Raw genomic sequence first — 12,889 nt, forward strand, 5'->3', positions numbered from 1 at the left:
TTTTTATTCGGCCACTTGCCGCATGGACATGGGGAATTGTTCTTGTCCGTAACCGCCGGTGCAGTCCGCGATCGTGGTCGCCCCTTTGCGGCAGTTGACCTTGGGCATCTCGTAAGTGCTGCCATCGGCGCAAACAGCCTGGCCTTGGCTGTCGATGGCCAGGCTGCCACCCTTCATAGTAGCGCTCACCGGCCCGCTGCATTTGGAGCCGTCGGCCTGGTGTACGGTGACTTGGCCCTTACCGTCCTTGAGTTGGTATTCCAGACGCAGCGGTTTGCCGGTTCGGCGATCCTGAATCCCGGCGCCTGCGCTGTACTGACCATCGAGAAACCTGGCAGCACCGTCGGCGGCGTCTGGCGGGATGCTCAGGGGAGGGCCGGGTTTTGCGGCGGCGGATTTTTCTGCTTCGGGCGATGTGACATCCGGCGGCGCAGTTTTGTTTTCGGGTGGCTCAGTTTTGTTTTCGGGTGGCGCAGTTTTGTTTTCAGCTGCCGGGTCAATGACCGAATCTTTGGTCAAATCGGCGGGCGCCATGTCAGCCTCGTTACCCTCGACGGCCGGCGTTTCCACATCATGCGTTCCGGTCACGGCGGTGCCGGTTCCAGTGGTTGAGCCTATAACGGTGCCTGTCACCGGAACGCTGTTGAGTGTCGTGACATTGCCGGTCAGTGGCGGCTCTTCCAGTTGTTTTTCCACCGGTACAACGCCCTTAGGCAGCATATCTACCGCCACCAACGGAATCGGGACGCACCCTCGCAGGCCGAGCAACAGCCACAAAAGCAGCAGCAGGAGCGGCAGCAGTAACAGCCACCACCAACGACGCCACCACGGACGAGCAACCACCGGCACAACGGGTGCAATAACAGGCGCTTCGGCCACGGGTGGCAGCGTGAAAGCAGGCGGGACCTGATAGAGGCAGTGCAGGGGATCGCCATTGCCGGTACCGGCATGCTCGAACCCCCAAAAGGTCAGCACCGGTTTGCCTTGCACCAGGTAGACAAAATTCTCGTCGGGAAAATGAATCACGCGCTTGAGCAGTTTGCCAAATACGGCTTTGTCGCCTTGCTGCGGTTCGGCCGGATCAGTGCCCAGGAAACGCTGGCTCAATTCCTCGAGTGCGGTCTTGAGAGCTTCAAGCTGGCGGCGGGCAGGGGCGCGTTCTTCTTCGGTTGCGCTGCTCCACGGAATCACATCGCCGTCGAGGGCGCTGTACCAATCGATCTGGTTGCCGAGTTCATCGCTTTGAGGGATGGCCAGATGATCGACCAAATCGGGGTTTTTGCGGCGAATGGCTTCGCGCAATTGTAGGGCTGCCCGGTAGACCGGTTGACCTGTTTCGCCGAGGGCAGTGAATGACCCGCTCTTGCCGCTGCGTAATAGTGCCCCGCGCATTCAAACTCCATACGATCCGTTGCGCAAAAATGACAGACAAATATGTCTGTACTTGCTCCTGCAATTAGCGGGCGACCTTAGTGTCATTATGATATCGCCGTCAATCTGCCGGAGGTTTAAACCTCATGAGACTAACGCAAGCGTGCGGAGGTTGCATAAGGTCAATTTTAATTGGGTTGGGAGGGTTCGGGCGTAAGCTTTTTTAAGCTTATTGAATCGTTTCATCAGGGCTACAAAAAGCGCTATAAAAGAGGCAAAACTCCAAGAGTGACTGTCTCCATATCCCCGCTCAACGGCGGCCTGGGCGGGCTCGAAGGCTTCAACGAGCTGGTGGCCCGCTGCAGCCATGAATGGGACGGCCGTCCTTGCCAACAACGATGACTATCCGAAGGAGATTGTTAGAGTTAAAGCAGAGGTGGTTTCTGATCGAGTACAGCTTGCTGGCGGATTAGGAGGCTGTGATAAGGCGTTACATCGGGTGAGCGAGATTCTGGGCGCTCGGGCAACCGAGGTGCGACAAACGCCGTTCGTTGATTTCTCCAAGGAGTCATTCTGGTCAGATTGTGCTCGGTCGATACTGCAGCGCCTCAGCCAGATGATCGCGGGTGATGCCATCAACTTGCTCAAGGTCCGCCAGGGTGCGTGAGACTTTAAGTAGCCGATGGGCCGCTCGCAGTGACAAGGTCAATCGCTCACACGCTGTTTCCAGCCAGGTTTCGTCGGTTGTGGATAACTTGCAGTGTTCGCGCAAGCCCGGCAGATCAAGGAAAGCGTTCGCGCAGCCCTGGCGTTTTTGTTGTCGCTCTCGGGCGTCGGCAACTCGCACTGCGGCGGTAGCGGTGTCATCACCGGGTTTCAGTGCAGGGTTCAATGCTGTAGCTTCCCGAGCGACGGTCAGGTGCAGGTCGATTCGGTCCAGTAACGGCCCTGACAGCTTGTTGCGGTAACGCTGGACCATGTCCGGTGTACAACTGCATTTGCCGCTGAGTTCGCCAAGATATCCACAGGGGCACGGGTTCATCGCGGCTACCAATTGGAAACGGGCCGGGAAGCGGATACGGTCCTTGGCGCGGGAGATTACGATGTGACCGGATTCAAGCGGCTCCCTTAACACCTCCAATACCTTGCGATCGAATTCCGGAAGTTCGTCTAGAAAAAGAACGCCATGATGGGCGAGGGTTATTTCACCGGGTTGCGGTTTCGAGCCGCCGCCGACCAATGCCGGCCCGGAAGCGGAGTGGTGGGGTTGGCGGAATGGTCTTTGTGGCCATTGGCTCAATGGCACGCAACTGGTAACGGATTGAATGGCTGCGACTTCAAGAGCTTCATTTTCGGCTAGCGGTGGGAGCAAACCCGGTAAACGACTCGCCAACAGCGTTTTCCCCGTCCCCGGGGGGCCGCTGAACAAGAGGTTGTGAGCCCCCGCCGCCGCAATCAGCAAAGCGCGCTTGGCCGAGAGTTGGCCCTGCACTTCGTTCAAGTCAGGATAGGGTTTGCTGGCATAGAGCAAGCCGTTGGAGACATAAGGCTCAATCGGTGTATGCCCATTGAAATGCGCAACAGCCTCAAGCAGATGATCCACCGCAATCACCTTCAACCCCGAAGCCAGGCACGCTTCTTCGGCATTCGCCCGCGGCACCATCAACCAGCGTCCGGCCTTGCGCGCCGCCAGCGCAGCCGGCAACACCCCTCTAACCGCCCGCACCGCACCCGACAGCGCCAACTCCCCCAAGCACTCCACGTCATCCAGCGTCAACGTCGGCACCTGCACACTGGCTGACAGAATCCCCAAGGCAATGGCCAGATCGAACCGCCCGCCGTCCTTGGGCAAATCCGCCGGCGCCAGATTCAAGGTGATGCGCCGTGCAGGAAATTGCAGCCCCGAATTGATAATCGCACTGCGCACCCGATCCTTGCTCTCCTTCACCGCCGCTTCGGGCAGGCCGACCATGGTCAGCGACGGCAAACCATTGGCGAGGTGGACTTCAACGGTGACAGCGGGGGCATCCACGCCAATCTGGGCGCGGCTGTGGACGATGGAGAGGGACATGGTCGTTCCTTGAGGTGACGGAGGCCGCTTCCTGCGGTTTTTGAAGGGTAGTCGTGGAGTGAGGAACTGGCGTTGAAACTAAATCAGCAAATGTTCGCGGGATGTTGCGAGGTGTTATCCACCGTCGTACGGGAATAAAAAACCGCCCAAAAGGCGGTTTTTTATTCGTGCATGCGATGTTACTCGGTCGGTGGATTGAGTTTGGCTTCCAACTCGGCGACTTTCGCTTCGAGGCTTTCGAGGCGAGCCCGAGTGCGTGCCAGCACAACCATCTGACTATCGAATTCTTCCCGGCTCACCAGATCCAGTTTGCTGAAGGCGCTCTGCAGCAGGGCCTTGAACTGGCTTTCGATTTCGGCTTTCGGCAACGGGGTGTCGCCGCTGAAGAGGCGGGAGGCTGTGCCCGTCAGGGCATCGAGGAAATCTTTGGGCGCGAGCATGGGGAATGTCCTGGTAACGATGGCGGGCAGTGTATCACGCAGTGTCTATAGTCAAATCCGCGGGCAAGGGATGCACGCTTTTCGCGCATGCGGATGGACGGCGTCGCACCGTTGTTGTGCGTAACGTGTCGGGTGTTGTGGCGAAGTGGCGGCCATCAACCGATAAAGGATTGAAAACAATGAATTTTGTGGAGATGGCAAGGTTTCTGCTTAGACGGTAGTGACCCATGCACTGATGCAGTCACCGTGACGAATGCAGTGCGCCAGGCGAAACGCGGGGAGCGTTTGGCAAGGAGCGGTTAGCTGGCGTCGGACGGGCAGGTAAGGCCGACGATGCGTTACAAAGCCAGGCACTGCGCTTAGACTTGAGACGGGTTTGTTTTCCTGGGGCAAGTCCACCAATTCGGGAGAGAGTTTTCATGAAGCTAGTCACTGCCATCATCAAGCCGTTCAAGTTGGACGACGTGCGCGAGTCGTTGTCCGAGATCGGCGTGCAGGGCATTACCGTCACTGAAGTCAAAGGCTTCGGTCGTCAGAAGGGTCACACCGAGCTGTATCGCGGCGCTGAGTACGTGGTCGATTTCCTGCCAAAGGTGAAGATTGATGTCGCCATTGACGACAAGGATCTCGACCGGGTTATCGAGGCGATAACCAAGGCCGCCAACACCGGCAAGATCGGTGACGGCAAGATCTTCGTGGTCAATCTGGAACAGGCGATTCGCATCCGTACCGGCGAAACCGATACCGACGCCATCTAAGCCGCCACAAACCCAACGCCCCAGGAGAAAACAATATGACTCTGCGTAAATTCGCAGGGCTAGGAGCCCTGTTGTCCCTCGTAATGCCCGGCCTGGCTTTGGCGGCAGACGAAGTGGCGGCCCCAGTCCTCAACTCCGGCGATACCGCCTGGATGTTGACCTCGACAGCTCTCGTGCTGTTCATGACCATTCCCGGCCTTGCCCTGTTCTACGGCGGCATGGTTCGGTCGAAAAACATTCTTTCCGTGATGATGCAGTGCTTCGCCATTACCGGTCTGATCAGCGTCCTGTGGGTCATTTATGGCTACAGCATCGCGTTCGACACCACCGGCATGGAGCAGGGCGTCGTCAACTTCAACTCCTTCTTCGGTGGCATGGGCAAGGCATTCCTGGCCGGTGTCACGCCTTCGAGCCTGACCGGCCCGGCGGCGCTGTTCCCTGAAGCGGTGTTCATCACCTTCCAGATGACGTTCGCCATCATCACCCCGGCGCTGATCGTCGGTGCCTTCGCCGAGCGCATGAAGTTCTCCGCGATGCTGGTGTTCATGGGCATCTGGTTCACCCTGGTTTATGCACCGATTGCGCACATGGTCTGGTCCGGTAACGGCGGCCTGATGTGGGACTGGGGCGTGCTGGACTTCGCAGGCGGCACCGTGGTGCACATCAACGCCGGTGTGGCCGGTCTGATCGCTTGCCTGGTGCTGGGCAAGCGCAAAGGCTTCCCGACCACCCCGATGGCTCCGCACAACCTCGGCTACACCCTGATGGGCGCTGCGATGCTGTGGATCGGCTGGTTCGGCTTCAACGCCGGCTCCGCCGCGGCAGCCAACGGCACGGCCGGCATGGCGATGCTGGTGACCCAGATCGCAACCGCTGCCGCCGCACTGGGCTGGATGTTCGCCGAGTGGATCACTCACGGCAAACCAAGCGCACTGGGCATTGCTTCGGGTGTGGTTGCCGGCCTGGTCGCCATCACTCCAGCCGCTGGCACCGTAGGCCCGATGGGCGCCCTGGTGATCGGCCTGGCAGCAGGCGTGGTGTGCTTCTTCTGCGCTACCACCCTGAAACGCAAAATGGGTTATGACGACTCCCTGGATGCCTTCGGCGTGCACGGTATCGGCGGTATTCTCGGCGCGATCCTGACCGGTGTATTCGCTGCGCCGTCCCTGGGTGGCTTCGGCACCGTGACCGACATCGCCGCACAAGTCTGGATTCAGTGCAAAGGCGTGGGTTTCACGGTGATCTACACCGCGATCGTCACCTTCATCATCCTCAAGGTGCTGGATGCGGTCATGGGCCTGCGGATCACCGAGGAAGAAGAATCGGTCGGTATCGATCTGGCACTTCACAACGAACGCGGCTACAACTTGTAAGCACGCGCATGGAAAAAATTTGCCCGGCTTGCCGGGCATTTTTTTGTCTGCGATTTATTATTGAAAGTGTAGCTGAAAGGTTTTTTCTTACAGCTTTATGAACGTTTACGACGCGTGTTTTTGTGCCGCCGAAGGCTTACATGATGGAAGGAGTATTCGGGCCTTTGTTTTTTCCCAGAGCGCGCTAGAATGCGCCCCGAACGTGCGGAGAACTGTATGTGGCAGCAGACTCTGATAACCCTGCGGGCGAGGCCCCGGGGCTTTCATCTGGTAACGGACGAGTTACTCGCCGGCTTGCCTGAACTCAAGGCATGTCGGGTTGGTCTGCTGCATTTGTGGCTACAGCATACCTCGGCGTCGTTGACCATCAACGAGAACGCCGATCCGGCGGTACGTCGCGACTTCGAACGATTTTTCAATCGTCTGATCCCACAAGGAACAGACGGCTATGAGCATAACGACGAAGGCCTGGACGACCTCCCGGCGCACTTCAAGGCCAGTGTGCTTGGCTGTCAGCTCAGTCTGCCGATCTCGGCAGGTCGACTGGCGTTAGGGACCTGGCAAGGCGTTTACCTGGGCGAGCACCGTGATCATGGCGGTGCCCGTAAAGTCCTCGCCACCGTGCACGGTGAAGGGGCATAACCGCTGGTCACCAGCGGCTGTTGATTTTTTCCGGCAGCCTTCGACAGAGGGCAAAGCTGGGCTATAACTAATCTGCTTTTCGCAAGTCATGAGGTAGAACATGAGCGACGATGATCTGGAAAACGACGACCTCGAAGTAGGCGACGAAGACGATACCGAAGAAGGTCTGGAAGCAGCGGCGGAAGACGTCGCTGAAGATGACGGCGGTGATGCGCCCGTTCCGACCGCCAAAGGCAAGGCCAAGGCAGCGGTATCGGTCGATGAGCTGCCGAGTGTCGAAGCCAAGAACAAGGAACGTGACGCCCTGGCCAAGGCCATGGAAGAGTTCCTGGCTCGTGGCGGCAAGGTGCAGGAAGTGGAGGCGAATGTGGTCGCCGATCCGCCCAAGAAGCCTGACAACAAGTACGGCAGCCGGCCTATCTGAGGCTTGCTTCCTGCTTGCTGAAAAAGCCCGCCGTCGCTGCGGGCTTTTTCATGTCTGAAACAAAAGTGATGGATTTGGCACGGTGCCCTGTGGGGGCGAGCCTGCTCGCGAAGAGGCCGTCACATTCAACATCGATGCCGGTTGACCCACCGCCTTCGCGAGCAGGCTCGCTCCCACAGGTTTCTGTGTCAGGCTGACGATGCGTTCCACAACGCCAACAACGCCGGCAACTCGGTCAGGCTGCGAATCTCGGCATCCGGCAGGCGTTCAGCCTCCCAGATTTTGCCCGCCGGGTTGAACCAGATCGCCCGCAAGCCCGCCTGCTGTGCTCCGGCAATGTCGTCCCCCGGATGATCACCGATATGCACTGCCGTTTCGGCGGTTGCACCTCCGCGCTGCAAGGCTTCGTGGAACAGCCGTGCATCGGGTTTGGCGATGCCGATATCTTCGGCGCACAACGCAAACTTGAAGTAGTCCGCCAGCCCCAGGCGCCGCACATCGGCGTTGCCATTGGTGACCACGCCGAGGGCGTAGTGGTTGGCCAGCACCTGCAGGGTCGGTTGCACCTCCGGGAAAACTTCAAGCTGGTGCCGGGCATGCAAGAACACTTCGAAACTCTGGTCGGCCAGGTCTGATGCTTCTGCGTGGGTATAACCGGCTTCTTCCAGTGCCTGGAACAGCACTCGACGGCGCAGCGCGCTGATTCGGTGCTTGAGGCTCGGCTCAATACTCAGGATGCGTTCTCGAATGGCCCACAAATGTTCCACCGGAACGGCACCCAGGTTGGGCGCATGTTCGGTCAGCCATGCACGCAAAACGGCTTCGGCACTGACGATCACCGGGGCGGTGTCCCACAGGGTGTCATCGAGGTCGAAGGTGATCAGTTGGATCGTCATGAATCATCGCCTTTAATGCGTTTGGCCCGTGGATGGGCGCTATCGTAAACCGTGGCCAGGTGCTGGAAATCCAGGTGCGTATAGATCTGCGTGGTCTTGATGTCCGAATGGCCGAGCAGCTCCTGCACCGCCCGCAGGTCCTGGGAGGATTCGAGTAAATGGCTGGCGAAGGAGTGTCGCAACATGTGCGGGTGCAGGTTTTGCCCCAGTTCGCGTTCGCCCGCCGCCTTCACGCGTAGCTGGATTGCCCGCGGGCCAAGGCGCCGACCTTGTTGGCTGACAAACACCGCGTCGTCCGCGGGATTGGCCAGGGCCCGCAAGGGCAGCCACAGGTCCAGGGCCTCGCGCGCCTTCTTGCCCACCGGCAACAGGCGAGTCTTGCTGCCCTTGCCGAACACCTGGACCATGCCATCGGCCAAATCAAGCTGATCGAGATTCAGCCCGGTCAACTCCGACAGCCGCAATCCAGAGGAATAGAACAGTTCAAGAATGGCCTGATCGCGACGAGCGAGAAAGTCGTCTTCGACCCCACCCTCAAGCAGCTGCAGGGCGCGGTCGGTATCGAGGGTTTTCGGCAGGCGGCGTTCGCCCTTGGGCGGCGACAGGCCGTTGGCCGGGTCGTGGTCGCAGAGGCCTTCGCGATTCAGATAATGATAGAGCCCGCGCACCGCCGACAGCAGGCGCGCCAGGCTCTTGGACGACTGGCCTTGTGCATGGAGGCGGGCGATCAGGCTGCGCAGGCGCTGGATATCCAGCGCGGCCCAGCTCGTGATGTTTTGTTTGATGCACCAGCCCAGCACCTTGTCGAGGTCGCGGCGGTAGGCCGACAGCGTGTGAGGTGACACCTGCCGCTCACTGCGCAGGTGTTCGCAGTAAGCGTCCAGTTGCCTTTCCATGATCAGCGTACCGAGCGCAGGGAACTGTTGATCCGTGGCAGCACGCGGCCCATGACTTCGGCGATATAGCTCAGGAACAGCGTGCCCACCGAGCTTTTGTAGTGCTGCGGATCACGGCTGGCAATGGCCAGGATGCCGTGGATACCCTGGTGACTGATGGCGACCACGGCGGTGGAACCGATCTGCTTGCGCTGTTCTTCGCCGAACAGAAAGTCCAGTTCATGCTCGCGCAGGGTGCCGCTGACGCTCTTTTCTTCCTGCAGCAAGCCGCCAATGGCCACTTGTGCTTCGGCGTGGGTGACCCAGCGGCCAACCGGCATGGGGTTGTCGCCGAGCAGGATGAGGCTGACGAAGGGCACCTGGAAGTCCTGGCGCAGGCTGTCTTCGACGCACATCACCACGTCTTCCAGGGTGTTGGCGTCCATCAGTGCAAGGATCAGGCGGCGGGTCTTGTCGAAGAGACGGTCGTTGTCGCGTGCCACATCCATCAAGTGTGAGAGGCGGTGCCGCAACTCGATGTTGCGGTCTCGCAGGATGGTCATCTGCCGTTCGACCAGGGATATGGTATCGCCACGTCGGTGGGGAATGCGCAAGGCCGGCAGCAGTTCTTCGTGCTCGATGAAGAAGTCCGGATGAGCCTCCAGGTACGCGGCAATCGCCGCCGCCTCCAGGCTTTCGGACGCTGATTCGTCGGGCTGTCGAGCGGGTACCTGAGGCTTATCGGTCATGGTTTCGGCTCACTCAAAGACGTACTTGTCCTTCGTATACGCGTACTGCCGGGCCGGTCATCATCACCGGTTGGCCAGGGCCTGCCCATTCAATGGACAGGCGCCCGCCAGGCAGGTCGATCAATAGCGGCGAATCCATCCACCCCTGGCTGATCGCGGCCACCGCCGCGGCACAGGCGCCAGTCCCGCAGGCCTGGGTTTCCCCGGCGCCGCGTTCCCAGACGCGCAACTGCGCGCGGCCCCGGTCAATGACCTGGAGAAAACCGACATTGACCCGTGCCGGGAAGCGCGGGTGATGTTCGATTTTCGGCCCCAGTTCATGCACCGGTGCATTGTTGATGTCGCTGACGCGCAGCACGGCGTGGGGGTTGCCCATCGACACGGCAGCCAGCTCGACCGGTGTGCCGTCGACGTCAACCTGATAACTCAGTGCTTGTTCCGGCGCCTGGAACGGAATATCGGCCGGCACCAGGCGCGGCGCGCCCATGTTCACGCCGATCTGCCCGTCGTTGCGTACATCCAGCTCGATGATGCCGCTTTTGGTTTCGACACGGATCTGCCGCTTTGCGGTCAGGCGCTTGTCGAGCACAAAACGGGCGAAGCAGCGTGCACCGTTGCCGCACTGTTCCACTTCGGAGCCATCGGAATTGAAGATCCGATAGCGGAAATCCACGTCCGGGTTGCTCGGTGCTTCGACAATCAGCAACTGGTCGAAACCGATGCCGGTGTGCCGATCGCCCCACAGCTTGGCGTGCTTGGGCAGAATGTGCGCGTGCTGGCTGACCAGGTCGAGGACCATGAAGTCATTGCCCAGGCCGTGCATCTTGGTAAAACGCAGCAGCATGGTTTTACTCCGGCAGCAGGCTTTCGCCAGCAAACAACTCGGCTACCGTTTCACGGCGACGCACTTCAAAGGCCTGGTCACCGTCCACCAACACTTCGGCGGCACGGCCGCGGGTGTTGTAGTTGGAACTCATGACAAACCCGTAGGCGCCCGCCGAATGCACGGCCAGCAGATCGCCTTCTTCCAGGGCCAGTTCACGCTCCTTGGCCAGGAAGTCGCCGGTCTCGCAGATCGGGCCGACGATGTCGTAAGTGCGGGCGGCGGAGTTGCGCGGGCGTACGGCCGTGACGTCCATCCAGGCTTGATACAGCGCCGGGCGGATCAGGTCGTTCATGGCGGCGTCGACGATGGCGAAGTCTTTGTGCTCGGTGTGCTTGAGGTACTCGACCTGGGTCAGCAGCACGCCGGCGTTGGCCACGATGAAGCGGCCCGGTTCGAACACCAGTGCCAGGTCGCGGCCGTCGAGACGCTCGCGCACGGCTTTGATGTAGTCGCCGGCCAATGGCGGCTCTTCATCGCGATAACGCACGCCCAGGCCGCCGCCAAGGTCAATGTGGCGCAGGTAGATGCCGCAATCGCCGAGACGGTCGACCAGGCCCAGCAGGCGGTCGAGGGCGTCGATGAATGGCGGCAGGGTGGTCAGTTGCGAGCCGATATGGCAGTCGACGCCGACCACTTCCAGGTTCGGCAGCTGCGCGGCACGCACGTACACGTCTTCGGCATCGGCAATGGCGATGCCGAACTTGTTCTCTTTGAGACCGGTGGAAATGTACGGATGAGTACCGGCGTCGACGTCCGGGTTCACGCGCAGCGAAATCGGCGCACGAACACCCAGCTCGGCGGCCACGACTTGCAGGCGTTCCAGCTCGTCGGTGGATTCGACGTTGAAGCAGTGCACGCCGACTTCCAGGGCGCGACGCATGTCATCACGGGTCTTGCCGACGCCGGAGAACACGATCTTGTCGGCGCTGCCGCCAGCGGCCAGTACGCGTTCAAGCTCGCCACGGGAAACGATGTCGAAACCGGCGCCCAGACGCGCCAGGACATTCAGTACGCCCAGGTTGGAGTTGGCCTTGACCGCGAAGCAGACCAGGTGCGGCATGCCGGCCAGCGCATCGGCGTAAGCCAGGTATTGGGCTTCGATGTGGGCACGGGAATAAACGTAGGTGGGTGTACCAAAGCGATCGGCGATGGCAGACAGGGCAACACCTTCCGCGAACAGTTCACCGTCACGGTAGTTAAAAGCGTCCATGAGGTTCCCTTATTGGTAGACGTCGTGCTTGTGTGCTTTGGACGGCTGCTTTTGCGAGGACTGAGCCTGCTCTGCAGGGTCCTGGTCTTCGTCGGGCAGGTACAGCGGGCCTTTTTGACCGCAGGCGGACACGAGGCAGGCAACCGCGAGGAGCGCAGCAAGGGAAGAGATCAGGCGCTTCATGGCGAAATCCTTGAAAATGCATTAATTGCGCCGGAGTATACCGGCCACCCGGCAGCTTGCCTATGCGATGGGGCTCCCGTCCGGCGGGGCCTGCCGATGCCGGTCGGTATCGTGCAAACCCTGTGGGAGGGAGCCTGCTCGCGAAAACGGAGGATCAGTCAGCCATAATGTTGAATGGACTGGCGCCTTCGCGAGCAGGCTCGCTCCCACAGGTATAGGTTCCTGATCGTTATCCTTTGCAATCGGCCGGGCTCGCCCGTATCTTGCGGCGCTTGAGCCTGATCAGACACTTTTTGAGGTTGCCGTAATGAGTTTGTCCGAAGCCCGTTTCCACGATCTGGTCGATGCCACCCAGCAAACCCTGGAGGACATCTTTGACGACTGCGACCTGGATATCGATCTGGAGAGCTCGGCCGGTGTGCTGACCGTGAAGTTCGAAAACGGCACCCAGCTGATCTTCAGTCGTCAGGAGCCGCTGCGGCAGTTGTGGCTGGCGGCGGTTTCCGGCGGCTTCCACTTCGATTACGACGAAGAGAGCGAACGCTGGATGTGCGACAAGAGCGAAGAGCAACTGGGTGAAATGCTCGAGCGCATCGTCAAGCAGCAAGCCGACGTCGAACTTGATTTCGAAGGTCTGTGAGACCGTGACCCAGCCTTCACCCACCCGTCCGCCCAAGCCGCTCTACAGCAATGTCAGCCCGGCGGTGCCATCGCCGTGCAGCGGTGTGTGCCGGCTGGATGAGCAGAAAGTCTGCCTCGGCTGTTTCCGCCATGTCGAAGACATTCGCGAATGGCGTTCGGCCGATGACGAGCGGCGGCGGGTGATTTGTGCGCAGGCCTCAAATCGCAAAAACACCGCAAATCCTCTGTAGGAGCTGCCGGGTGGCGGCTTGTATATTTTTTGAGCTGTGATAGTGTCCGGATACGCCTCAACCCATCGAGGCTCGTGAAAACCCCGCCTTTTTCTGGCGGGGTTTTGCTTTTTTCGTGCAGAAGAAAGGAGTCTGCCCT

At 60.0% G+C, this 12,889-nt stretch carries 15 protein-coding genes; 6 read left to right on the plus strand and 9 right to left on the minus strand.

Going from position 1 to position 12,889, the window contains the following annotated elements; all coding sequences use genetic code 11:
- Window positions 1-3 precede the first annotated feature (3 nt).
- The 3 genes from HNQ83_RS01340 to HNQ83_RS01350 all read right to left on the minus strand — a co-directional run bounded on the left by HNQ83_RS01340 (window position 4) and on the right by HNQ83_RS01350 (window position 3,882).
- Entirely contained in the window at window positions 4-1,392 is a 1,389-nt protein-coding gene (locus HNQ83_RS01340) for an SrfA family protein (protein ID WP_175387308.1), read from the minus strand.
- Between the two features lie 556 nt (window positions 1,393-1,948).
- Window positions 1,949-3,442 carry a YifB family Mg chelatase-like AAA ATPase gene (locus HNQ83_RS01345; protein ID WP_175387309.1) on the minus strand — a complete coding sequence of 498 codons (1,494 nt, stop codon included), beginning with the start codon at window positions 3,440-3,442 and terminating at the stop codon, window positions 1,949-1,951.
- Between the two features lie 179 nt (window positions 3,443-3,621).
- Window positions 3,622-3,882, minus strand: coding sequence for an accessory factor UbiK family protein (locus tag HNQ83_RS01350; RefSeq protein ID WP_175387310.1), 261 nt, complete (start codon window positions 3,880-3,882; stop codon window positions 3,622-3,624).
- Window positions 3,883-4,301: 419 nt separating this feature from the next.
- On the opposite strand from HNQ83_RS01350, the gene glnK reads away from it, so the two are divergent.
- The 4 genes from glnK to sutA all read left to right on the plus strand — a co-directional run bounded on the left by glnK (window position 4,302) and on the right by sutA (window position 7,079).
- On the plus strand, window positions 4,302-4,640 hold the full coding sequence (glnK, locus tag HNQ83_RS01355) for a P-II family nitrogen regulator (RefSeq protein WP_002555808.1): 339 nt from the start codon (window positions 4,302-4,304) through the stop codon (window positions 4,638-4,640).
- A 35-nt stretch (window positions 4,641-4,675) separates the two neighbouring features.
- Window positions 4,676-6,013 carry an ammonium transporter gene (locus HNQ83_RS01360; protein ID WP_175387311.1) on the plus strand — a complete coding sequence of 446 codons (1,338 nt, stop codon included), beginning with the start codon at window positions 4,676-4,678 and terminating at the stop codon, window positions 6,011-6,013.
- A 216-nt stretch (window positions 6,014-6,229) separates the two neighbouring features.
- Entirely contained in the window at window positions 6,230-6,655 is a 426-nt protein-coding gene (locus HNQ83_RS01365) for a secondary thiamine-phosphate synthase enzyme YjbQ (protein ID WP_007989493.1), read from the plus strand.
- A 100-nt stretch (window positions 6,656-6,755) separates the two neighbouring features.
- Window positions 6,756-7,079, plus strand: coding sequence for a transcriptional regulator SutA (gene sutA / locus HNQ83_RS01370; protein ID WP_175387312.1), 324 nt, complete (start codon window positions 6,756-6,758; stop codon window positions 7,077-7,079).
- A 188-nt stretch (window positions 7,080-7,267) separates the two neighbouring features.
- Here the strand turns inward: sutA and HNQ83_RS01375 are convergent, their stop codons facing one another.
- Genes HNQ83_RS01375 through HNQ83_RS01400 form a run of 6 tightly spaced genes read right to left on the minus strand, consistent with a single transcriptional unit; the run spans window position 7,268 to window position 11,878 of the window.
- The gene (locus HNQ83_RS01375; RefSeq protein ID WP_175387313.1) at window positions 7,268-7,975 is read right to left on the minus strand and encodes an HAD family hydrolase; all 708 of its coding nucleotides are present in this window, start codon (window positions 7,973-7,975) and stop codon (window positions 7,268-7,270) included.
- Window positions 7,972-8,871 (minus strand): tyrosine recombinase XerC, encoded by a 900-nt coding sequence (gene xerC, locus HNQ83_RS01380; protein WP_175387314.1) that lies wholly within the window; start codon window positions 8,869-8,871, stop codon window positions 7,972-7,974. The genes HNQ83_RS01375 and xerC overlap by 4 nt, the downstream gene beginning before the upstream one ends.
- Window positions 8,872-8,873: 2 nt before the next feature.
- Window positions 8,874-9,599, minus strand: a complete 726-nt coding sequence (locus tag HNQ83_RS01385) for a DUF484 family protein (protein WP_175387315.1) — start codon at window positions 9,597-9,599, stop codon at window positions 8,874-8,876.
- Window positions 9,600-9,612: 13 nt separating this feature from the next.
- Window positions 9,613-10,443 carry a diaminopimelate epimerase gene (gene dapF, locus HNQ83_RS01390; protein WP_175387316.1) on the minus strand — a complete coding sequence of 277 codons (831 nt, stop codon included), beginning with the start codon at window positions 10,441-10,443 and terminating at the stop codon, window positions 9,613-9,615.
- 4 nt (window positions 10,444-10,447) lie between these two features.
- Window positions 10,448-11,695 carry a diaminopimelate decarboxylase gene (gene lysA / locus HNQ83_RS01395; protein WP_175387317.1) on the minus strand — a complete coding sequence of 416 codons (1,248 nt, stop codon included), beginning with the start codon at window positions 11,693-11,695 and terminating at the stop codon, window positions 10,448-10,450.
- Window positions 11,696-11,704: 9 nt separating this feature from the next.
- Entirely contained in the window at window positions 11,705-11,878 is a 174-nt protein-coding gene (locus tag HNQ83_RS01400; RefSeq protein WP_034147687.1) for a lipoprotein, read from the minus strand.
- A 307-nt stretch (window positions 11,879-12,185) separates the two neighbouring features.
- Here HNQ83_RS01400 and cyaY point away from each other — a divergent pair, with 307 nt between their 5' ends.
- A complete protein-coding gene (gene cyaY, locus HNQ83_RS01405) occupies window positions 12,186-12,518 on the plus strand; it encodes an iron donor protein CyaY (RefSeq protein WP_175387318.1) in 333 nt (110 codons plus the stop codon).
- A 4-nt stretch (window positions 12,519-12,522) separates the two neighbouring features.
- The gene (locus tag HNQ83_RS01410) at window positions 12,523-12,750 is read left to right on the plus strand and encodes a DUF1289 domain-containing protein (protein WP_175387319.1); all 228 of its coding nucleotides are present in this window, start codon (window positions 12,523-12,525) and stop codon (window positions 12,748-12,750) included.
- Window positions 12,751-12,889: the final 139 nt, after the last annotated feature.

Origin of the sequence: Pseudomonas sp. C2B4 (assembly GCF_013359695.1) — a bacterium.
Classification (GTDB): domain Bacteria; phylum Pseudomonadota; class Gammaproteobacteria; order Pseudomonadales; family Pseudomonadaceae; genus Aquipseudomonas.